The 20,365-nt window shown below is 70.0% G+C and carries 22 protein-coding genes; 11 read left to right on the forward strand and 11 right to left on the reverse strand.

Going from position 1 to position 20,365, the window contains the following annotated elements; translation table 11 throughout:
• Window positions 1-81: 81 nt before the first annotated feature.
• Genes O7605_RS14400 through O7605_RS14410 form a run of 3 tightly spaced genes read right to left on the reverse strand, consistent with a single transcriptional unit; the run spans window position 82 to window position 1,708 of the window.
• Window positions 82-1,206: an FAD-binding oxidoreductase gene (locus O7605_RS14400; protein WP_269739658.1), complete on the reverse strand. Its 1,125-nt coding sequence runs from the start codon at window positions 1,204-1,206 to the stop codon at window positions 82-84.
• Window positions 1,203-1,457 carry a DivIVA domain-containing protein gene (locus tag O7605_RS14405; RefSeq protein WP_269739659.1) on the reverse strand — a complete coding sequence of 85 codons (255 nt, stop codon included), beginning with the start codon at window positions 1,455-1,457 and terminating at the stop codon, window positions 1,203-1,205. Before O7605_RS14405 ends, O7605_RS14400 begins: the two co-directional genes overlap by 4 nt.
• Entirely contained in the window at window positions 1,454-1,708 is a 255-nt protein-coding gene (locus O7605_RS14410; protein WP_269739660.1) for a hypothetical protein, read from the reverse strand. Before O7605_RS14410 ends, O7605_RS14405 begins: the two co-directional genes overlap by 4 nt.
• A 233-nt stretch (window positions 1,709-1,941) precedes the next feature.
• Here O7605_RS14410 and O7605_RS14415 point away from each other — a divergent pair, with 233 nt between their 5' ends.
• Both O7605_RS14415 and O7605_RS14420 read left to right on the forward strand, forming a co-directional pair.
• Window positions 1,942-3,189, forward strand: a complete 1,248-nt coding sequence (locus O7605_RS14415) for a helix-turn-helix transcriptional regulator (RefSeq protein WP_269739661.1) — start codon at window positions 1,942-1,944, stop codon at window positions 3,187-3,189.
• The gene (locus tag O7605_RS14420; protein WP_269739662.1) at window positions 3,186-3,722 is read left to right on the forward strand and encodes a flavoprotein; all 537 of its coding nucleotides are present in this window, start codon (window positions 3,186-3,188) and stop codon (window positions 3,720-3,722) included. The genes O7605_RS14415 and O7605_RS14420 overlap by 4 nt, the downstream gene beginning before the upstream one ends.
• Window positions 3,723-3,741: 19 nt before the next feature.
• Here O7605_RS14420 and O7605_RS14425 read toward each other — a convergent pair whose 3' ends face one another.
• From O7605_RS14425 to O7605_RS14435, 3 genes are all read right to left on the reverse strand, one after another.
• Window positions 3,742-4,194 carry a hypothetical protein gene (locus tag O7605_RS14425; RefSeq protein WP_269739663.1) on the reverse strand — a complete coding sequence of 151 codons (453 nt, stop codon included), beginning with the start codon at window positions 4,192-4,194 and terminating at the stop codon, window positions 3,742-3,744.
• Between the two features lie 234 nt (window positions 4,195-4,428).
• Window positions 4,429-4,815, reverse strand: coding sequence for a GIY-YIG nuclease family protein (locus tag O7605_RS14430; RefSeq protein ID WP_269739664.1), 387 nt, complete (start codon window positions 4,813-4,815; stop codon window positions 4,429-4,431).
• A gap of 122 nt (window positions 4,816-4,937) precedes the next feature.
• A complete protein-coding gene (locus O7605_RS14435) occupies window positions 4,938-5,741 on the reverse strand; it encodes a hypothetical protein (RefSeq protein WP_269739665.1) in 804 nt (267 codons plus the stop codon).
• 176 nt (window positions 5,742-5,917) lie between these two features.
• On the opposite strand from O7605_RS14435, the gene O7605_RS14440 reads away from it, so the two are divergent.
• The 6 genes from O7605_RS14440 (at window position 5,918) to O7605_RS14465 (ending at window position 13,273) form a co-directional block, all read left to right on the forward strand.
• Complete coding sequence (locus O7605_RS14440; RefSeq protein WP_269739666.1) at window positions 5,918-8,986, forward strand: DUF3427 domain-containing protein; 3,069 nt, start codon at window positions 5,918-5,920, stop codon at window positions 8,984-8,986.
• 253 nt (window positions 8,987-9,239) lie between these two features.
• Window positions 9,240-9,431, forward strand: coding sequence for a helix-turn-helix transcriptional regulator (locus tag O7605_RS14445; RefSeq protein ID WP_269739667.1), 192 nt, complete (start codon window positions 9,240-9,242; stop codon window positions 9,429-9,431).
• Window positions 9,421-9,849 carry a hypothetical protein gene (locus O7605_RS14450; protein WP_269739668.1) on the forward strand — a complete coding sequence of 143 codons (429 nt, stop codon included), beginning with the start codon at window positions 9,421-9,423 and terminating at the stop codon, window positions 9,847-9,849. Before O7605_RS14445 ends, O7605_RS14450 begins: the two co-directional genes overlap by 11 nt.
• Window positions 9,850-10,090: 241 nt before the next feature.
• Window positions 10,091-12,307 carry a choice-of-anchor J domain-containing protein gene (locus tag O7605_RS14455; protein ID WP_269739669.1) on the forward strand — a complete coding sequence of 739 codons (2,217 nt, stop codon included), beginning with the start codon at window positions 10,091-10,093 and terminating at the stop codon, window positions 12,305-12,307.
• A 148-nt stretch (window positions 12,308-12,455) separates the two neighbouring features.
• Complete coding sequence (locus O7605_RS14460) at window positions 12,456-12,809, forward strand: nitroreductase/quinone reductase family protein (RefSeq protein WP_269739670.1); 354 nt, start codon at window positions 12,456-12,458, stop codon at window positions 12,807-12,809.
• A gap of 29 nt (window positions 12,810-12,838) precedes the next feature.
• On the forward strand, window positions 12,839-13,273 hold the full coding sequence (locus O7605_RS14465) for a VOC family protein (protein ID WP_269739671.1): 435 nt from the start codon (window positions 12,839-12,841) through the stop codon (window positions 13,271-13,273).
• 85 nt (window positions 13,274-13,358) lie between these two features.
• Here O7605_RS14465 and O7605_RS14470 read toward each other — a convergent pair whose 3' ends face one another.
• Window positions 13,359-14,609, reverse strand: a complete 1,251-nt coding sequence (locus O7605_RS14470) for a multidrug effflux MFS transporter (RefSeq protein ID WP_269739672.1) — start codon at window positions 14,607-14,609, stop codon at window positions 13,359-13,361.
• 106 nt (window positions 14,610-14,715) lie between these two features.
• Between O7605_RS14470 and O7605_RS14475 the strand changes: the two genes are divergently transcribed.
• Entirely contained in the window at window positions 14,716-15,159 is a 444-nt protein-coding gene (locus O7605_RS14475; RefSeq protein ID WP_269739673.1) for a winged helix-turn-helix domain-containing protein, read from the forward strand.
• 94 nt (window positions 15,160-15,253) lie between these two features.
• On the opposite strand, the gene O7605_RS14480 is transcribed toward O7605_RS14475, so the two are convergent.
• Window positions 15,254-16,153: an NAD(P)-dependent oxidoreductase gene (locus tag O7605_RS14480; protein ID WP_269739674.1), complete on the reverse strand. Its 900-nt coding sequence runs from the start codon at window positions 16,151-16,153 to the stop codon at window positions 15,254-15,256.
• A 146-nt stretch (window positions 16,154-16,299) separates the two neighbouring features.
• On the opposite strand from O7605_RS14480, the gene O7605_RS14485 reads away from it, so the two are divergent.
• Entirely contained in the window at window positions 16,300-16,659 is a 360-nt protein-coding gene (locus O7605_RS14485; protein ID WP_269739675.1) for a winged helix-turn-helix transcriptional regulator, read from the forward strand.
• 206 nt (window positions 16,660-16,865) lie between these two features.
• Here O7605_RS14485 and O7605_RS14490 read toward each other — a convergent pair whose 3' ends face one another.
• Window positions 16,866-17,993 carry a hypothetical protein gene (locus O7605_RS14490; protein WP_269739676.1) on the reverse strand — a complete coding sequence of 376 codons (1,128 nt, stop codon included), beginning with the start codon at window positions 17,991-17,993 and terminating at the stop codon, window positions 16,866-16,868.
• 423 nt (window positions 17,994-18,416) lie between these two features.
• Here O7605_RS14490 and O7605_RS14495 point away from each other — a divergent pair, with 423 nt between their 5' ends.
• Window positions 18,417-19,184, forward strand: a complete 768-nt coding sequence (locus O7605_RS14495; protein WP_269739677.1) for a hypothetical protein — start codon at window positions 18,417-18,419, stop codon at window positions 19,182-19,184.
• A 60-nt stretch (window positions 19,185-19,244) separates the two neighbouring features.
• On the opposite strand, the gene O7605_RS14500 is transcribed toward O7605_RS14495, so the two are convergent.
• Window positions 19,245-19,529 carry a putative quinol monooxygenase gene (locus O7605_RS14500; RefSeq protein ID WP_269739678.1) on the reverse strand — a complete coding sequence of 95 codons (285 nt, stop codon included), beginning with the start codon at window positions 19,527-19,529 and terminating at the stop codon, window positions 19,245-19,247.
• Between the two features lie 71 nt (window positions 19,530-19,600).
• Window positions 19,601-20,359 carry a MerR family transcriptional regulator gene (locus O7605_RS14505; RefSeq protein ID WP_269739679.1) on the reverse strand — a complete coding sequence of 253 codons (759 nt, stop codon included), beginning with the start codon at window positions 20,357-20,359 and terminating at the stop codon, window positions 19,601-19,603.
• Between the last annotated feature and the right edge of the window lie 6 nt (window positions 20,360-20,365).

Raw genomic sequence — 20,365 nt, forward strand, 5'->3', positions numbered from 1 at the left:
AAACAACATCCCTTTTCGGAAGCCACAACTGCTTGATCGCGGGAGCGCGGACTTGACGGAGGCGAGGTGGCTCGCTTTCCGTCAAGTAAGAGTGGGCAGGTGGAGCCGCTCGGCGGGTATCCCGGTGGCAGGGAGTTGGTGGCGGGCGAGGCTGAGCATTGCGGGCGGGCCGCAGACGTAGACGTGCTGGTAGGGGCGGTAGTGGTTGAGCGCGACGGTCAGGGCGTCGCCCTGTTCGGCGGGGGCGGCGAACGGGTCGTGTGACAACGCTGGCACGACGGTCAGCCAGGGGTGTGCCTGGTCGAGCTTGTCCAGGGTGATCGCGTCGTAGAGGTCGGCGATGGTGCGTGCGCCGACGATCAGGGTCACCCGGCGACCAGCCGGTGCGGTGGCGACCTGCTCGACCAGGGCGCGCAGCGGGGCCAGCCCGGTACCGCCGGCCACCAGCAGCAGATCCCGGGCAGTGGTTCGTCCCGCCTTGGCCGGCTCAGCCCTGGCGGATGCCGCCTCGGCAGGGCCGCCAGGAGGGGACGGCTCCGGAGCGGTGGGCAGGCTCAGGCCGATGTCGACGGGTGGGCCGAGGTGGAGCAGGTCGTCGGGGCGTACCTCATGGACGAGGGTGCGGGAGACGGTGCCGGCGGGGACCGCGCGGACGTGCAGCTCGACGGTGCCGTCGAGGCGTGGAGCGTTGGCCGGGCAGTACCAGCGCCAGCGGCCGGGATGCTGCGGCAGGCAGACCGGCACCGCCTGGCCGGGGCGGAACGGCAGCCGCCGCCACGGGCGTACCGTCAGGATGGCGATGCCGTCAGCGGCCAGGTCGCGGCCGACCACCTCGGCGGGCCAGAACGCCGGCCCGTCGCCCATCCGCCCGGCGGCGCGCTCGATCAGCGCCCAGGCCCGGCGCCAGCGTCGCTCCCAGCCGACCTGTTGCGGGCACAGCCGTGGTGCCACAGGTGCCAGCGCGGCACCGATGAGCGGGCCGTGCTCGGGGCACAGCCGGTACCGGCGGTGGACCCGGCCGAGCACCGCCAGCAACGCCAGCCGCCCGGCCCGGTCACCACCACCGCTGACCAGGCGGGCCAGCGCGGCGACGACGAGCGCCGTCGCCCGTTCCGGCAGCAGCCCCGGGCAGTACGCCTCCAGCCCGGCCCGGAAGCTCGCGGCAACCTCGCCCATCACCGCGTGGTCGCCAGCCGCCCCGGTCACCTGCGCTCCCCTGCCGCATGCCCGTGGGGTCGACACTCGGTGTGCCGGGACTGCCACTGCCGCAACGCCTGCCGGATCCGCTCCGACTCGGTGTTCGCCGTGGTCAACTCCCGGTGCAGCCGGGCCAGCTCGTCGGCGACCCGATCGAGATAGTCGTACACCTGGGCGGGGTCCAGGCCCCGCCAGCGCCTGTCGAACTCGGCGGCGCGGACGTGATGCGACTGTAGGCGTTCCCCGGACAGGTAGATCATCGCCGCGGTGCCTCCTGCTCGGCGATGAGCGCCCGCACCTGCCTGTCGCTGAGGCCGCGCCGATCCAGCACCCGCCGCCCCCAACGGTGCAGCCGGCACGGATGCGGCGCACGGTCGTTCCGGCAGCGCGGCCCCTCGGGCCACTGCTCCGCAGCGTGTACGGTCACCGCCCGCACCGCGAAACCGACATCCTCTGCTGTCACGTACGGCGGCATCGGCAGCTCGCCGAGCACCTCGTCAATCGAATCCATGTCCCTCCCCTGCTGTGGTTGCGGCACCGGGGCGGGCGGGGACGGCGCACCGTCGGGGGTCGGCACCGCCGGAGCCCAGCACCCGCCCCGGGCCTCGTGTCCAGCCTCGGCGAGCACATGAGCAGGGACTACAGCGCCGGAGAGGCCTGCGTGACGCAGAAATGAGGCATCTGCGTACCCGCGTGGTCGACGCAGGGTTATTAAAGTGACGCCAAAGCGGAGGGAGGTCGGGCGTGGCCTTGAAGCGACACCGACTCTGCCAGCGGCGTAAGGCGCTCGGATACAGCCAGGAGCGTCTGGCCGACCTTCTCGGCGTGGAGCGGTCCACTGTGGTGCGCTGGGAAAACGCGGAGACGGACCCGCAGCCGTGGCATCGCACCCGCATTGCTTCCGCGTTGCGCGTTACGCTCGAACAGCTCGACGACATGCTCGTCGACGTGTCAGTGGCAGCGCATCGAGGGCAGGCCGTGAGGGACATGGAGCGTGATCCCGTTTCCGCCGCCGCTAGGTCTGATCTCTTGAACGGCCTTCGGACCTTCCTCAGCACCTACCTGACGGACTCAGCACGACCGGCACCACCGCTGCCCGAGGTCCGGCGCGCTGTGGGCAGAGTGCACAACCTCTACCAGCGAGCGAGCTACACGTCGGCGGCCCGCCTGATGCCGGATGTGCTCAGCCATGCGACGGCCCTGACCAGCAGCGCCGCCGGCATACACCGCACCAGTGCATTTCGGCTGCTCGCCGCTGCCTACATCGCCGCATCCAAGCTCGCGGCCAAGGTGGGTGACGGTGAGGCAACCCTGTTGACGGCTGACCGGGCGTCCACCGCCGCACGTCTGGCCGACGATCGGGCGCTTGCTGCTGTTGCCGCCTACCAGGCGGCATGCGGTTTGATGGGGCAGCCCGGAAGATCGGTAGAAGCCGAGCAGGTGGCACGAACCAGCATCGACTCATTGGCTTCGGCTGCTTCAACCTCCGACCCTGACCTGCTCTCCGCTCAGGGAGCGCTACTACTTCTTGCTGCCGTCATGACTGCTGCGCAGGGCGACACGAAGCAAGCGGGCTACTTCCTCACGCGTGCCGAACGGCTGGCAACGACGTTGGGCGCCGACCGCAACCGGCTGTGGACCGGCTTCGGCCCAACGAACGTCGTCATTCACGCGGTATCGGCCGCCGTGCGCGCGGGTAACCCGGACCAGGCCATGGAGATTGGTGCTCGGCTCGACACGTCGCGACTGCCCATCGTGCTGGTTGGCCGAAGGGCACAGGTGCACGTCGACCTGGCGGCGGCAGCGCTGATGTCGTCCGGCGACAGGTCGATTTCCGTGTTACACCTGCTCGAAGCTGAGCGGGTGGCCGCCGAAATGGTCTACGCGAACGTGCAGGCCCGCACGCTCCTGCTAGACCTGTTGGCCAAAGAACGCCGGACCGCCACGCCAGGGCTGCGGCCACTCGCGGAGCGGGCCGGACTGCTGGCATGAGCCAGCCACGCGTACTCGCCCTGGTCGTTTGCGCAGCGCCTCCGGTGCTGCGGATCGCTGAGCTGATTGATCTGCTACAGGAAGACGGCTGGACCGTCTGTCTCACCGCCACCCCGACCGCCGCGACCTGGATCGACCGGGAGGCGCTAGCAGCGCAGACCGGCTACCCCGTGCGGGTGGAATGGCGGAAGCCCGGCGAGCCGGAGCCGCATCCGCCGGCCACGGCCGTCGCCGTCGTGCCCGCCACCTTCAACGTGATCAACAAGTGGGCTCAGGGCATCAACGACACCCTCGCGCTCGGCATCCTCAACGAAGCGCTCGGTGCGGGGATCCCGGTCCATGCGTTTCCGAACGTCAAGGAGCATCTGGCCGCACACCCGAGCTACGACCGGCACCTGCGGCTGCTACAGGACGCGGCGGTCGCCGTGACACCCCTACCTGCTGAACTGGATTGGCATCCAGCCGTTCACCGTCTTCGGATCGCGCTTCCTGGGGGCGGCCCTGCTTCCGTTGGCCCACCCCCGACGTCATGATGCACGCCGTTCGATGAGGTCAGCGACCGTAGGTGGTCACCGTCTTCGGGCGCGACTTCTTGTAGTAGAGCAGGCCGTACACCGGCAGCCAGCACCCTCCGGTGAACAAGGAGAGCGTGATGTGCAGGACGTGGAAGCCGGCGCCGATGTACTCCCGGGTGTAGACGGGCGGCGGCGCGGGCGGAGCGAACTGCGGCGGATAGGGCATCGGCTGAGCCGGGTACGGGTAAGCCTGCTGCGGTGCGACCGGCGACTGCGGCGCGTAGGGCCCGGGCGGGTAGGCAGCCGGCGGCCCCGAGTACGGCACCGCCGACTGCGGCGGATAGGTGGCGGGCGGGCCGGAGTGCGGCGCTGCCGGCGGCGGATATCCGGCAGGCGGGGCCGGGCACGGCGCGGTCGGCGGCTCGGATTGAGCCGGGCCCAGCACCTGCGGATAGCCGTTGGCCGGAGAGTGTGACGGATCGGGTTGCACAGCAACACCCTGCGCGGCCCTCCCACCGGCACGCCATCACCCGGGCGGATCCGGTTTCATGATCAAACAGCCAGCCCAGGGACCAGTTCACTTGGGCGGTGGTACCGATAAGTTCAGCCGATGTGTCAAATCGCACCGACCGATCGGCGCCCAGCTGATCCAGCTACAACCCTCGGCGCCACCTGAGACACGTACGCCCAGGACACGGAGGCGGCTGGCGAAAGTCGGCCGGCCCTACCTCGGCTTCGGCACCTGACGGTTGAAGCGCGGCTTGAGGGCCAAGACCAGCGCCTCCTTCGTACCCTCCGGGTTGTCGGTCTCCTGCCATCGGACCTCGCGCAGGCCCAGCCAGTCGGCGATGTCCTGCGCTGACGCAATCGGACCCTGCTTGTCGAGGAGGTGGCCGACCTGCTCGTGTAGCACCGACGACTCGCGGTTGCCGGTCAGGTGCTGCCGGAGGCGGTTGCGCAGGTTCCCGGTCCGGCCGACATAGATCACCGTGCCACCGTCGAGGACCATGTGCACGCCGGGCGCGCGGGGAGCTTCGGCCACAGCCTCCACCGTGTACGGCACGGGAGACGTGAAGCCGGCCAGCAGGTCGTCGCTCAAGGGCACGGGCATGCCCGGGAGGCTACTCCTCGGTGACCGCGCACGAGCCGTCGTGGTCCTGAAGTTGCGGAATCAGCGGGGCGTGCCGAATGGCCGGCTCGACTAGCTGATAGGCACTTGTCCGTTGCCGTCGACTATCGGCTCTTGCGAGTCGCCAGGTGGTCCCGCCACTCGCGGGCGGCACGGAGCAACGGTCCATGGTGGGGGCTTGGTGCGGACCGCTGCTTGCGTTCCCACAGGCGCACCAGCCCGTCTGCGAAGGCGTGCAGCGCTTCGTCGGAGGCGTGCGCCCATGTCGGGATCTGTGCGGCCCATGCCTCGGCGTCGGCGGAAGAGTGACCGGCGAGGACGAGGCGGACCAGCATGAGGGCGGTGTCGATCCACGCCGCGCCAAGCGCCGGGCTGGACCAGTCGACGAGCCGCAGCCGATCAGCGACGAGGAAGTTACGCGGCGTCATGTCGGTGTGCAGGAGCGTGTCGCCGTCGACCAGTTCGGGAGCGATCAGGCCGCACCAACGGTCGGCGAAGCGCTGCACCCGGACAGGCGGGCTTGGAGTCAGGAGACGGCTCTGGGTGTCGAGCAGGTCCGCGACCGCAGTCAGATCCGGCGAGCCTGGAGCAAGATCGGCGTGCCGGCCGGCAACGTACTCGAAGCCGAGTATCAACCAGCCCTTCGCCTCAATCGTCCAGCACAGACGGGGTGCCACATCGGGTAGCACCGGGTTGACGCGAGCCTCGTTGCGGTAGAGCCAGGCGGTCGGACCATCGGTCTTGCCGCCCTTGCAGAAGACTCGGCCGGTGTCGGTGTCGATAACGGCGGCCAGGTCGCAGGAGGCACCAGTCGGCACGGAATAGGCCGCATGGACAGCGCCAGCCCGATGTTCAACGCGTTGGCTTATTTCTTTGGGAAGTTCGTGCCAATGGCGGCGCTGCGGCATGCGGTAGCCTCCCGGCAGTCGAGCGGACCCGGGCAGAGTATGCCCAGGTCGGCTGATGGTTTGCCTACCGAGGGAGAGCCGACGTGGCACAAGGTGCAAACGGCACCCCTGCCATGACTGAAGCGATCGGCGTGTGCGGGGCGGCGTCCGCCTGCGGGAATTGCTAGGTTCCCGGCGTGGCCGACCTTGACCGAGGCATCTACGAGCACTTGATCACCGAACAGCTCGCCGAGCGACTTCGACAGGTTGCCCCGGCCTTGGTCCAACACGACAAGATCGAATTGGCCGATGCGCCCGACGTGCTCTCTCGGCACATCGCAGGCTTGGCACGGCGGGCGCTGCTCGCCGTCGGCGGTGGCGACGACAAGCTAGCTCGCCAGGTTGAGTTGGCCAACCGAATCGCCGAGAACATCGGCCGGGCCGAGCCGCGCGCGGTCGACAGCGCCGACCAGATCACGGATGCCCAGCGCCTGCTCCACGCCATCGCCGCCCCGCCGACCCCTCCCGCGCAGCCCGTCTTCCCGCCGCGCCCCACTACCCCACTCTCGACCGGAGCGCTCCTCGTCAACGGTCGCCACCAGCCGCGTATCGGCCACGAGGTCACCCACGAGATGGCGTCCGCCGACCAGGTCGACCTGCTCTGCGCGTTCATCAAATGGCATGGCCTGCGCATCATCGAGCCGGCCATCCGCGACCTGATCGACCGTGGCGGCTGTCTCCGCGTCATCACCACGACCTACCTCGGCGCGACCGACCAACGCGCCCTCGACCGCCTCGCCGAACTCGGCGCTGATATCAAGATCTCCTACGAGACCCGCACCACCCGGCTGCACGCCAAAGCGTGGCTGTTCCGCCGCAACAACGGCATGACCACCGCGTACGTCGGGTCGTCGAACCTGTCGAAGGCGGCGCTTGTCGACGGGTTGGAGTGGAACGTCAGGATCTCCAACGTCGAGCAGCCGTACGTCATCGACACGTTCACTGCCACGTTCGAAGACTACTGGCACGATCCGGCGTTCGAGGATTACCAGCCGGGCAGGGACGCCGAGCGGCTGCGCACCGCGCTGCGCGGGGAGCGACGCGACGAGACGGCGACCGAGATCGCCAACCTGGATGTGCGGCCGTACCCGTACCAGGCCGAGGTGCTTGCCGACCTGGACGCCGAGCGGAAGGTGCACGGGCGCTGGCGGAACCTGGTGGTGATGGCCACCGGTACCGGGAAGACGGTGGTGGCGGCGCTGGACTATCGCAGGCTGCATCGGGAGAAGGCCGTCGACTCGCTGTTGTTCGTGGCGCATCAGGAGCAGATCCTGCGGCAGAGCCTGGCGACGTTCCGGCAGGTCATGGGGGACGGTAGCTTCGGCGAGACGCTCGTCGGGGGCCGGGCGCCGCAGCACTGGCGGCACGTCTTCGCCTCGATCCAGTCGCTGCACCGGCGGGAGATCGACCCCGAGGCGTACGACATGGTGATTGTCGACGAGTTCCATCACGCGGAAGCGCCGACGTACGCCCGACTGCTGGAGCGGCTGACGCCGCGCGTACTGCTGGGATTGACGGCGACGCCCGACCGCAGTGACGGCGGTGACGTGCGGCGGTGGTTCGATGGTCGCGCGGCCGTTGAGCTGCACCTGTGGGAGGCGCTGGAGCGGCAACTGCTCGCGCCGTTCCAGTATTTCGGGCTGCACGACGATGTCGACCTGTCGCAGCTTCGGTGGAAGCGCGGGCAGGGGTACGACCCGGCGGAACTGGACGGCGTCTACACCGGCAACGACGCGCGGGCGCGGATGGTGCTGCGGGCGGTACGGCACAGCGTCGACGTCGACCGGATGCGGGCGCTCGGGTTCTGCGTGAGCATCGGGCACGCCGAGTTCATGGCGAACTGGTTCGGCAGGCATGGCGTGCGGTCGGCGGCGATCACGTCGCGGGTCGACGCGGCCGGGCGGCAGGCGCTGCTCAAGGAGTTCAGGGACGGCACGGTCAAGGTGCTGTTCACCGTTGACCTGTTCAACGAGGGTGTCGACCTGCCGATGGTCGACACGATCCTGATGCTGCGGCCCACCGAGAGCGCCACGATCTTCCTTCAGCAGCTCGGCCGTGGCCTGCGCCTGGACGACGACAAGCCGTGCCTGACCGTGCTCGACTTCATCGGCGGGCAGCACGCCAACTTCCGCTTCGACCTCCGCTGGCGCGCTCTGACCGGGGTCAGCCGCCGCGCGATAACCGAGGCGGTACGCGACGATTTCCCGTCGCTGCCGAGCGGCTGCCACATCCAGCTCGACCGGGTCGCCAAGGACATCGTGCTGGCCAACCTGAGGTCAGCCATGCCGACCTCGAAAACCGGGCTGGTCAAGGAGCTGCGGCTACTCGGGGACGTGAGCCTGGGCGAGTTCCTGCGCGAGGCCGGCGTGGAGATCGAGGACGTGTACCGGTCGGCGAGCGTCGGCGGGTGGACCGGGTTGCGGCGGCTCGCCGGGCTGGAAACTGCGCCGGGCGGGGCGGACGACCGCGAGTTGGGCCGGGCCATCGGGCGGATGCTGCACCTGGACGACCCGGACCGGCTCGACCTGCTGGCCCGGGTAGCGGCCGGTGAACGGCCGGAGGTCGGGCGGCGCTGGGACATGTTGCACTTTGACCTGTGGGGGCCGAACGCACCACTGAGCCAACGCGGGGAACGGCTGGCCCGGCTCTGGGCCGAGCCGGCGCGCTGCGCGGAGCTGCGGCAGGTGGCCGAGGTGCTCCGCGACCGCATCCACCGGGTGACGCAGCCGGTCGACGGGTTGCCGCTCAACGTGCATGCCCGGTACAGCCGCAACGAGGCGTGTGCCGCCTTCGGCATGCCGAACCCGGGTTCACTGCGGGAGGGGGTGAAGTGGCTGCCGGATGCCAAGGCCGACATCTTCTTCGTCACCCTGGTCAAGTCCGAGCAGCACTACTCCCCCACCACGATGTACGCCGACCGGGCCATCACCGACACGCTGTTCCAGTGGGAGTCGCAGAGCACCACGTCGTCGGCGTCAGCGACCGGGCAGCGCTACATCCACCACGCCGCACGCGGCTCCACGGTGCATCTCTTCGTGCGCGAGACCCGGATCCCGGACCGCGACCTTGGCGCGCCGGCCTACCTGTACGCCGGCCCGATGACCTACCAGGAGCACAACGGCGACCGGCCGATGCGGATCATGTGGCGACTGCACAACCCGTTGCCCGCCGACATGTACGCCGCTGCCCGCGCCATCGCCGCGTAAGCCTGTGTTGCTACGGACAGACACGACTTCCCACCCCCAACCCACCGATCTCCTGACAACTACGGGGAAAATGTCGCCTCCCGCAGCGGCGAGGGGACACCTTCCCCGAACTTGCACCCAGCTGGCCTTCCGCGGCAGTCGGCGTAGTCGGCGGAGCATTCCGGCCCGCCGGCGTTGACAAGCACGCTTGACATCACCTCCCGGCGTCAAGCATCCTTGTCGTGACAAGGTCACTTGACACCGGGGGTGTTGGTTGAGGAACGACCTTCGCGAGCTTCGGCAGGCTGCGGGCCTGTCCCAGCGGGAGCTTGGACAGGTCCTCGACGTCTCCCGACAGACGATCAATTCGATCGAGACCGGTCGCTACGACCCTTCCCTGCCGTTGGCCATCGCCATCGCTCGCCATTTCCACCGCAACGTTGAGGAGATCTTCCATGTCGACTGAGGGTCGCAACACGACACGCATGATGATCTTCGTCGCCGTTCTGCTGGCATTCACGGCGCTGGTGATCGCCATTGGTCTGGGGCTGCGGGAGCACGCCCCCGGCAACATGGGCGCCGGGTTCCTTCAGGGAGCGGCGATCGGGTTGCTCGCCATCCTGCTGATGGCATGGCGGCTGAGCAAGCGACCGGATCGCGCGACGACGTTCGAGCGGGCCTGGACGCAGACGGGTGACGAACGCGACGACGCCGTGCTGACCCGCGCCCTGGCCGTGCTGGGCCTGGCCGCGTTCCCGCTCACCGCGGCATCGGCCATTGCCGTCGCACTCGGTGCCGAGCCGATGATCGTGCTCACGATGCTGCTCTTTGCCCAGATCGGCGTCGGTGGCGTCGCCTTCCCGGTCATCAACCGCCGAAGCTGACCGGGTTGATCCCCGTAGCTACCGCTACCGCCGGTCGACGCGAATCAAGCACCTCCCGATAATTGGTTCGGATCTCCACAAAAGGCTGCCACTCAGATCGTTCCTGCTGATCGATGGCGGTAGAGGGTTGCCTGATCGGTAGCGACGTGCACAGGATACGGGGACGCTCGATCAGCGTGCGTAGATCCACTGGTGCCTGGGCCACCCCGGGCCGGTGGTCTTCCACCTATGAGGAGGTTTCGTGGCACGACGCCGCTTCGCGGGGATAGCAGCCAGCGCCATCGTCCTACCGTTACTCGTCATCGCTCAGCCGACCGCCGCCTCGGCCACCCCGGAGGCCGCGACCGTCAAGCCGGTGCCGGCACCGGCCACCGGGCTCGCCAGTGACGTCCGGGAGCTGACCCGCAAGGACTTCACCTTCAACGGCCAGCGTCTGGAGGCGCCGACCCAGTACCAGCCGCGTACCCAGGCCCGGTCGAAGGCCGCGGCGGCCGAGACGCCGCCGGTCGGCACGGTGCGGCAGTGGCTCGCCCTGGACGACTACCTGGGCGAGATCTACCTGAAGGACTACACGCTGCGCGGCGTGGGCGACAACATCGAGGTGTGGGTCGCCAACGACACGGAGTTCCCCGAGGGTGACTGCCGCCGGCAGATCCCGAACTCCACGGTGGTCACCGACGAGCAGGTCGCGAACCTGGTCAACGAGTTCGACACCAACATGTACCCGAAGTCGACCGCCGCGTTCAGCACCCCGCCGGACCGCGACGGCAGCAACGCGCAGATCGACGGGGACTTCACCGGTGCCGGCAACCGGACGGTCACGCTCGTCGACAACGTACGCGACGACAACTTCTACGACTTCCCGGCCGCCCCCAGCTACATCGCCGGGTTCCACTTCTCGCTCTTCAACGAGCTGCTCGACCGCAACATCATGACGGTCGACGCGTTCGACTGGGCGCACCGCACCGGCGCGAACCCACCGAACGAGCCGACCGACGACCTGTGCACCAGCCGGCCGGCCCGCCCGCAGCTGTACGAGGGCACGTTCATCCACGAGTGGCAGCACCTGGCGCACTACTACACCGACCCGTTCGAGACGACCTGGCTGAACGAGGGTCTCTCCGACTTCGTGCAGACGCTCGCCGGGTACGTCGATGCCACGGCCCGGGTCGACGAGCCGGGCACGGACAGCCACATCTACTGCTTCCAGGGCTTCGGCATCGTCCAGACGGACTACAACACGAATCCACGGGACTGTGGTGGCCCGGAGAACTCGATAAACCTGTGGAACGAGGGCAGCACGTCGAGTGGGGTGCTGGCCGACTACGGCAACGTCTACTCGTTCGTGCTGTTCCTGTACGACCGCTACGGCCTGGACTTCATCTCGCGGCTGCACCGCGACGGTGAGCTGCAGGGCTTCGCCAGCCTTGAGGCGGCGCTGAAGGCCGAGGGCGTCAAGGACATGTACAAGGTGATCCACGACTACCAGACGATGAACCTGGTGGACCGGATCGTCGGCAACTCCAAGCTGGGCATCATGCTCGGCGTGGACAAGCGCCGGGTCACCACGGCCAGCCTCGACGCGACCGTGAACCTGGCCAACCCCGCCTCGTACGCGGCCGGCGGCGCGGCACCCAACGGCGCCGACTACGTCACCCTGCAGAAGGCCAACGGCAAGCCGCTGGGCCTGGGCGACCTGCGTTCGATCAAGTTCCAGGGCGCGAAGACGCTGCCGCCGGTCCCGCTGGCCTGGCAGATCGTCAACGACGACCCGGATCGCAGCGGCAACCCGGTGCTGTGGTCCGGCAACGGCAACAGCCTGGACGTCGCGGCGGTCACCCCGGTGACCGTGCCGGCCGCCGACCCGACACTGACCTTCCTGGCGAAGTACGGTGCCGAGGCCGGCTACGACTACGGCTACGTGAGCGTCTCCACCGACGGCGGCGAGACCTACACCGTCATCCCCGGTGAGGAGACGGTCGCCGGTCCGCTCGGCCCGGCGCTGAACGGCACCACCGACGGCTTCCAGCCGCACTCGTTCGACCTGTCCGCGTACGCCGGGCAGGACGTGCTGGTCAGCTTCCGGTACGTCAGCGACGGCGGGGTCAACGAGGGCGGTCTGCTGATCGACGACATCGCGGTCGGCGGCACGCTGGTCAGCGACGGTTCGAGCCTGGAGCCGTTCGACTCGCCGTCGGAGATCAACCCGACGCCGGTGGCGAACTGGAACGTCCGCTTCGTCGGCATCAACGAGAAGCTCAAGCTGGCCTACCAGGTGGAGGTCGACGGCAAGTCGAACTTCACCCTCGGTCTGATCCAGACGGCGCTGCTGTCCGCGTTCCCGAAGGTGGTCGCGATCGTCGCCTACGACGAGCCGACCGAGCAGGTCACGCAGTACGCCCCGTACACCCTCACGGTGAACAACGTGGCGCAGCCCGGCGGCGCTCCGCTGAGCTGACCTGAGCAGGAACTCCCGGTGCCGCCCGGCGCGGCACCGGGAGTTCTCTGTTTCCCCGGCGAAGCTGCCGGATCCGGCGCCGCGCAGCGGGGTCGGTCCCTAGCCTGACGAGCAGAGGCAACGTCGTGGGCGAGCAGCGGGGGAAACCATGACCAACGCGATAGGTGACGCGCTTGATGGCGTACGCGAAGTCGAGCTGACCGTGACCGGCCGCAGGAGCGGGCGGCAGATCACCCATCCGGTGTGGTTCGTACAGGAGGACGACAACGTGTTCCTGGTGCCGGTGACCGGCTCGGACAGTCAGTGGTACAAGAACGTCCGGCAGACCCCGATGGTCCAGCTGGCGGTCAACGGCACCGCGTTGAGTTCGAGCGCCACCCCGATCACCGAGGCCGATCGGGTCGACCACGTCGTGGCGATGTTCCGCGACAAGTACGGCGCCGACGAGATCGCCTCGCTCTATCCGAGACACGACGTCGCCGTCCAGGTTCCCCTCGGGTAGCCGTCGCAGATCCGGGTTACCTTGCTGCGATGGAGCAGCGACTCAGTCTGATCACGCTCGGCGTGACCGACCTGGCCCGGTCCCGCGACTTCTACCGGCAGCTCGGCTGGCAGGGCCAGGAGGTCGAGCAGACCGTGTTCTTCCAGGCCGGCGGGCTCGCCGTGGTGCTGTGGTCGCGCCAGTCGCTGGCCGGGGACGCCGGTGTCGAAGACCGGGGCGCGGGCGGGTTCACCGGGGTCGCGCTGGCCCACAACGTACGCGAGCGCGCCGAGGTGGATCAGCTGATGGCCGCCGCCGCCCGGGCTGGGGCCGTGGTCACCCAACCGGCCCGCGACACCTCCTACGGCGGGTACGCCGGCTACTTCACCGACCCGGACGGCCACCTCTGGGAGATCGCCTGGAATCCGGGCTTCCCGATCGCCGCGGACGGCACCATCACCGTCCCCGACTTCGGCGCAGCCTGACCCGACCTGGTTCACGGGTCTTGCCGTCACCTCCCGCAGGTCGCTACCCGGCCGCCAGGGGACCATACGTGTTCAGACCAACATGTCACGGTGAGATATTCGTGTCTGCCTGGCGGGCGGGGCGGGCGAGGGTCAGCAGCATCAGCAGGGACGCGGCGGCCGCGGCGCTGAGCACCACGGCCATCGGGAGCGCGCTGCCCTCGCCGCCGAGCCCGACGAGTGGGGCGGCGCTTGCCGCGACCACGGCCTGGATGCCGCCGAGCAGCGCCGCTGCGGTGCCGGCGCGGGAGGCGTGCCGGTCCAGGGCGAGGGCGGTCCCGTTGGGCATCACCAGGCCGAGCGAGCCGAGGAAGACGAAGAGCGCGGCGATGACCACTGGCAGGTTGTTCAGCAGTGCCCCGGTGAGCACGGCGAGGGCGGCGAGCAGGCCGATGCCGAGCCCGCTGACCAGCAGCGGACGCGGGTCGTGGCGGTCCAGCAGGCGGGCGTTGAGCTGACCGACGGCGACGAAGGCGAGGGCGTTGGCGCCGAAGACCAGACTGAACGTGCCGGCGGAGAGGCCGAACACGTCCTGGAGGACGAACGACGAACCGGAGAGGTAGGCGAACAGGCCGGCGAAGGCGAGGCCCTGGGTCAGCGCGTACCCGAGGTAGACGCGGTCGGTGAGCAGGGTGCGGCCGGCGGCGGCGGTAGCGGCCAGGCCACCGGCGTTGCGTCGGGTGGTGGGCAGGGTCTCCGGCAGCCGCAGCGCGACGGCGGTGGCCAGCAGGGCTCCGACCAGGGCGAGGGCGACGAAGATGGTGCGCCAGTTGCCGACGTTGAGCACCAGGCTGCCGAGGGCGGGAGCGACCATCGGCGCGATGCCGAAGATCAGGACGAGTCGGGAGAAGTACTTGGCGGCGGCCCGGCCGGAGTACAGGTCACGCACCACCGCCCGGGCGACGACCGTGCCCATGCCACCGGCGAAACCCTGTGCGAAGCGGGCCACCGCGAGCGTCTCCGCCGTCGGCGCGAGGGCGCAGACCAGCGACAACAGGGTGTACGCGGCGACGCCGACCAGCACCGGGCGGCGCCGGCCCCAGCGGTCGCTGAGCGGGCCGGTGACGAGTTGACCCAGCGCCATGCCGATCAGGCAGGTGGTCAGGGAGAGCTGGATCTGTGCCTGGCTGGCGGCCAGGTCGCGGGTCATCCCGGGAAACGCCGGCAGGTAGGTGTCCAGCGACAGCGGGCCGATCGCGGTGAGCGAGCCGAGCAGCACCAGCAGCCCGAGCGCGGCGCGGCCGGTGGGTGGGGTGATCCGCTCCGGCGGGCGTACGGGCACGTCGGTCTGCGGCATCGGTTCCCCTCGGCGGTCGGCGCCACCACGGCGTGGCCGGCTGCCGGGGGCGTCCGGCTACGATAGCTCTGCCTACAGAGGTGTTGCAGCGTGAAGGGGCGGCACTGTGACCGACGAGACGCTCGACCAGCTCGGCAGCGCCCTCAGCGACCTGCATCGGGTGCTCCGCCGTCGGGCCCTGCAGCGGACCGGCCGGGCCGCCCTGCCGGACGCGCAGGTCGAGGTGCTGCGGCTGGTGCAGCGCCAGCCCGGGATCAGCGTCCGGGAGGCCGCCGCGCGGCTGGGCACCGCCGCGAACACGGTGAGCACCCTGGTCGGCGAGCTGACCACCGCCGGCCTGCTGCGCCGGGACCGGGATCCGGCCGACCGGCGTACCGTCCGGTTGGCGTTGACCGAGGTGGCGTACGGGCGCATCGCCGCCTACGGGCGGTACCGCCGCGAACTGCTCGCCGCCGCCCTGGCCGACCTCGACGCGACCGACCGGGAGCGGCTGCACGTCGCCGTGCCCGCCCTGTCCCGCCTGGCCGACCGCGCCGCCGAGCTGCCCTGAGCGACGCCAGGCGTCACCCCGCCACGACGGGCCGGGTGGGTGGCGGACGGTCGAGGTGAGCGCCGGGAGGGCAGCCGGAGAAATACCGCACCCGTCAGCTCCGGGCCCGGATCACCTCGTACAGGGCGGTCCAGTCCTGGTCGCCGTGGCCGGCCGCCACCGCCCGCTCGTAGTGCGACCTGACCGCCTTCGGCAGCTCGACGTCGACACCCAGCGCTTCGCTGGTCCGCAGGACGTGCTCCGCCGTGGCGCCCATCATCAGTGCCGTGCTCAGCTCACCCGGGTGCTCGCCGGCTTCAAGTGCCCGCGCCAGCTCCAGCCCGTCGCCGATCATCGCCGGGATGTCGGTGAGGGTGGTGAGCGCGCCGGGCAGGAACTCCGCCGGAGGCACGCCCGCCGTCGTGACGAGTGCGGTGGCGTGCAGCAGGCTCGACAGGCAGGTCAGGAAGACGTCGAGGTGAGCCTGGTAGAAGAGTTGGGCCAGCCCTGGATCGGCCCCCAGGTACCTCGGCTCTCCGATGATCCGCAGCACCGGTTCGTTGTGGTGGAACGCCTCGCCGGCTCCGCTGTAGAAGACGTACGCCTCGGCGGTGCCGACCATGGGGGCCGGCACCATCACCCCTCCGGTCACGAGACGCGCGCCGTGTCCGGCCGCCCACTCGGCTGCCTGTCGGGAGGTGTCGGGGGTGTCGGAGCTGAGGTTGACCAGGGTGCGCCCGGTCAGTGCCCCGGGCTGGCTGGCCACCGGACCGAGGATGTCGTACATCGCCGGGTAGTCGGTGAGGCTGAGGATTGTCAGTTCGCTGGCGGCCACGGCGGCGGCAGGCGTCGGCGCCAGGGTGGCTCCCCGGCGGACCAGGGCGTCGGCCCGGCTCGGGGTGCGGTTCCACAGGGTGACCGGATGTCCGGCGCGCAGCAGGGCGGCGGCCATCGCCTGCCCCATCGGCCCGAGACCGATGACGGTGACCGGCCGGAGATCGCTGTTTCCACTCATCGGACACTCCTCAGTGCCGCCCTGCCCCGTGCTGGCCGGCATCACCAGGGTTGGCGACCACAAACCGCATGACAAGTACCCACTATTTTGTTCAATACTTACCTCCAGGTAAGCATTGAGGGGTCGATCAGCGGAAGGGCGGATCCATGGCATCAAGTGAGAGGTGCGGCCCGTACATCTGCGGGATCGACGCGGCGATGGACGTGGTGTCCGGAAAATGGAAGTCGCTGATCCTGTGGGAGTTGGACAACTACGGCACCCGACGGTTCGGCGAGCTGAAACGGGGCTTGCCCGGAGTCAGCGAAAAGATGCTCATCCAGCACCTACGGGAGATGGAGCAGGACGGCCTGGTTCACCGCGAGGTCTACCGCGAGGTCCCGCCCAAAGTGGAGTACTCCCTCACCGAGCACGGACGGTCACTGAACGAGGCGCTCGGCCCGCTGGGCGAGTGGGGGCAGCGTCGCGCCGAACGGCTGGCCGCCGAGGCTGCCACCGTCTCTTCCTGACCGTGCCCCGTCGCCCGCCGCCGGGGCCGCACGTCACCCAGCACCTAGCACCTTCGGGGAAACTGCACCCTCACCCCGCAGCCCGTGAGCAACTTCGGGGATACTGCGACCTCGCACCCGGCACCACCCAGCGCCTTCGGGGATAGTGCGGTCTCACTGGCGTTCCCAACGTTGCGCGGAGGGGTACCGGGTGGTGGGCGGGTGGGTCAGGTCGTGATGGTGCGGCGTACGCCGCCGTGCAGGCCGCAGGCCCGGGGGCTGCCGCCGGCCAGGCTGACCTTGCCGTTCTCGCACTGCACCAGGTAGCCGCGTCCCTCCCAGAAGCCGGGCACGCAGTCGAAGTGGTCGCACACCTCGCGGGCGGGTTCGCGGACCCGTTTCCCGCCGCAGAAGTCGTACCCCATCGGGTTCTTGGGGGCGCCGCAGCGCCGCTCGGGTTTCGGGCTGGCCTTGACGGAGCCGGTGGCGCGCGGTGCCGGCGCGGAGCCGGTGGCGCGCGGGGTCGTCGCGGTGCCGGTCGCGGCCGGCGCTCCGGGGGCGGCCACCGCGGTCTCGGTGCTGGTCGGGTCGGACGGGCCGGAGTTGGCCAGGGCCACCGGCACCATCACGGCGAGCGCGGCGGCGACCACCGCGGTACGCCGGCCGCCGGGGATGAGGGCCGACAGTCGCGCCTGCCCGGGGGTGGCGATGCCGGGGCGGGACGGGCGCAACCGGACGTGCTCGTCGATCAGGTCGTCGAGCTGGTCGATGACCGCCTGGCGCTGCTCGATGGCGTCGGCGAAGGCCAGGGTGAGCACGAAGCGGAACTCGGCCGCCACGTCGGGGCGCAACAGCACGCCGGAGGTTCGCCGCCGGTCCAGCACCTGGATCAGGGTGACCGAGGCGTGCGGGTCGTGGGCCAGACCGGTCATCCGGCCGTACGCCCAGTCGCGCCGGCCGCGCCCACCGAGCAGCACCAGCCGCCGGTTGGTGATCACCGCCATACCGGCGTCGGTGATCCGTACCCCGTCGGGCAGGCGCCGGCGCAGCCGACCGGTGGGCGTACCCACGGTCAGGTCGGGGGCGGGCAGCACGGCGTTGTGCCGCATCTCCACCAGTTGGGCGGCCGGCACCACCCGGAGTACGACCTCGTCGGGGGCCAGTTCGAGCGGCAGGCCGTCGCCGGCCGTGGCCGAGCCCTGACACTGCTCGGCGAGCGTACGCAGGCGGCGCAGTTCGTCGTCGCGCCGCCGCCAGCCTCCCTCGGCGCTGCGGAACAGCCGCAGCCGGCGCTCGTTCTGCCGGCGCGCCCACCGGTACCGCCATGTCGAACCCGTCGAATCAGTCCTCGCCACGCCGAACTCCTTCGCCGTGCATGCCACCAACCGCAGGCCACCAGATGGGGTGTCACAGTGTTAACGGCTGCGGGCACCACCCTGGACACGGCCATAAGCGGTCGAATTAGCCGATCGGTGCAGCAAAACGGACGAGATGGTGGTTTACCCTGCGCCGTTCGCCTTCCCTCCGGTGGGCTGTGACGCAACTGGCCACCGGTACGCCAATCAGTCGTACGGGCAGACGAGATGGCTGCCGCCCGTGGCGGTGGCACGTGATGGCGAATCTGGTGACGAGGTGCTGGCGATACCGGAAGCGGCGGTCAGGTCGCCGGGATTACGCCCGCCCACGCCCACGATGCGTCGACTCGCGGCGGATGAGTGACGCAAATGATCCGGAACGACGCCAGGGAAGACGAGATGAGCAGACCGTCACCTCGCCGCATGGACAGGAAGACCGCGGATCGGCTGCTGGACGCCGACCCGGTCGCCCTGAGCCAGGCCGGTCCGCTCGCCGCCCCGCTACGCGCGGCACGCGGGCCGGCACGACCCGACGAGATGGCTGGGGAGCATCTGGCGGTGGCCGCGTTCCGAGCTGCCGCTGATCTCGCCCCCGAATCTCGACCACGGAGAGAATCGATGCTCAGGAGCACGCTGGCGAAGCTGCTCACCGTCAAGGCCGCGACCGTCGTCGCCGCCACCGGGCTCGGTGGCGTGGCACTGGCCGCCGGTACCGGCGCGCTACCCGACCCGGTGGTCGACCCGACGACCCGCCCGGCGACCCACGCTCCGGCAGCACCTACCGCCACCCCGTCGCTCCCGGCCGGACCGGCTGACCGGGCCGGCGTGGGCGACAGTCCGTCGCCCTCGCTGACGGGCCTGTGCCAGGCGTACGCGGCCGGGGCCGCCAACCCGGGCAAGGCGTCGGAGAACCCGGCCTTCGCCGAACTGGTCGAGGCGGCCGGCGGTGCCGGACAGGTCGACGAGTACTGCGCCGACGCCGCGTCGAAGGACCGCGCTCGCCCCACGGGCGCACCGGGCGGTGCCGGGCGGCCGACCACCCGCCCCACCCCGAACCCGCGTGGCACCACCCGGACCAGCCGCCCCGACGCGGCCATCACAAAGCGGCCCGGTGGCGTCCCGACCGTGACCGTTCCCGGTTTGCCTGCCGGGAGCGTTCCGGCCGCGACGCCCCGCACCCCCGGCCGCTGACCGCGGGGCCGGGCGGGTTCTCCCCGACCCGTCCGGCCCCGCGCCCACCTCGACGGGCGATCACGGTGATTCGACCGCGCTGACCAGGAACTTGTGGACCTCGGCCTCGACGATCGCCACCCGCTGCTCCGGCTCCGGGCCGGAGCCACGGAAGTCGAGCATCTGCTCCTCGGACTCCCACCGCTCGTAGACGTTGATCCGACCCGGTTCCACCAGGTCGGGACTGATGGCGAAACCAAGGCAACCGGGTGCCTCGCGCGCCTGGCGGACGATCTCCGCGCAGGTGGCGAGGTAGGCGTCCCGCCCAGCGGGGTCGACCTGTAGCGTGCCGGCGACGATCAGCAAGGCAACCTCCGAAGATCGGGAGAGCGGACGCCAGTCATACTCTCCCGATCCGCCATCGTCCGCACGCCCGATCAGGCACGGGTGATCGCGTTGGCGTGGATCGCCTCGGCCAGGTACTCCGTCAGCCCGGGAGCCATCGCCTCATAGTGGGCGGTGAAGCGTTCGTCGGCCAGATACAGGTCGGCCAGCCCGGTGTGGATCTCGTACGAGCACTCGTAGAACCACCGGCTGATCTGCTGCCGGTGTTCCTCGGCCAGCTCCATGGCCGCCGGCGCGTCGGCCGGTGCGCCCGAGTCCATCAGCGCCACGATCCGCCGCCCCCAGTCCTCGGTCTCGGCCTTGAGCCGCTGCCAGTCCTCCTTGCGGTAGCTCGACGTCCGCCGGTTCGACTCCCGGTACGCCTCGGTGCCGCCCCACCGCTGCTCCGCCTCCTCGGCGTGCGCGTCCGGGTCGAAGTCGCCGAAGACCTCGAACCGCTCCTGCGGGGTCAGTTGGATGTTCATCTTGCTCGCCTCCATCGCGAATTCGATCGCCGCGACCATCTCCTGCAGGCGCTTGATCCGCACCGTCAGCAGCTCGTGCTGGCGACGCAGGTGCGCTCCCGGGCCGCTCGCCGGGTCGTCGAGGATCACGGCGATCTCGTCCAACGGGAACCCCAGCTCGCGGTAGTACCGGATCAGCTGCAACCGCTCCAGATCCGCCGCGGAGTAACGGCGGTATCCCGAGCCGCTGCGCCCGCTCGGCGTCAGCAGTCCGATCTCGTCGTAGTGGTGCAGCGTCCGGACCGTCACGCCGGCGAGCTTCGCCACCTGACCAACCGTGTGGGCCATGGCTCC

The sequence above is a fragment of the Verrucosispora sp. WMMA2121 genome (genome assembly GCF_027460185.1).
GTDB lineage: Bacteria > Actinomycetota > Actinomycetes > Mycobacteriales > Micromonosporaceae > Micromonospora > Micromonospora palythoicola.

Coding starts and splice junctions, on each gene's coding strand:
- O7605_RS14505 (WP_269739679.1), bottom strand. CDS start 20,359: ATGGCCCACACGGTTGGTCAGGTGGCGAAGCTCGCCGGCGTGACGGTC.
- O7605_RS14465 (WP_269739671.1), top strand. CDS start 12,839: ATGGAGCAGCGACTCAGTCTGATCACGCTCGGCGTGACCGACCTGGCC.
- O7605_RS14420 (WP_269739662.1), top strand. CDS start 3,186: ATGAGCCAGCCACGCGTACTCGCCCTGGTCGTTTGCGCAGCGCCTCCG.
- O7605_RS14430 (WP_269739664.1), bottom strand. CDS start 4,815: ATGCCCGTGCCCTTGAGCGACGACCTGCTGGCCGGCTTCACGTCTCCC.
- O7605_RS14485 (WP_269739675.1), top strand. CDS start 16,300: ATGGCATCAAGTGAGAGGTGCGGCCCGTACATCTGCGGGATCGACGCG.
- O7605_RS14460 (WP_269739670.1), top strand. CDS start 12,456: ATGACCAACGCGATAGGTGACGCGCTTGATGGCGTACGCGAAGTCGAG.
- O7605_RS14435 (WP_269739665.1), bottom strand. CDS start 5,741: ATGCCGCAGCGCCGCCATTGGCACGAACTTCCCAAAGAAATAAGCCAA.
- O7605_RS14410 (WP_269739660.1), bottom strand. CDS start 1,708: ATGGATTCGATTGACGAGGTGCTCGGCGAGCTGCCGATGCCGCCGTAC.
- O7605_RS14450 (WP_269739668.1), top strand. CDS start 9,421: ATGTCGACTGAGGGTCGCAACACGACACGCATGATGATCTTCGTCGCC.
- O7605_RS14495 (WP_269739677.1), top strand. CDS start 18,417: ATGGACAGGAAGACCGCGGATCGGCTGCTGGACGCCGACCCGGTCGCC.
- O7605_RS14470 (WP_269739672.1), bottom strand. CDS start 14,609: ATGCCGCAGACCGACGTGCCCGTACGCCCGCCGGAGCGGATCACCCCA.
- O7605_RS14405 (WP_269739659.1), bottom strand. CDS start 1,457: ATGATCTACCTGTCCGGGGAACGCCTACAGTCGCATCACGTCCGCGCC.
- O7605_RS14480 (WP_269739674.1), bottom strand. CDS start 16,153: ATGAGTGGAAACAGCGATCTCCGGCCGGTCACCGTCATCGGTCTCGGG.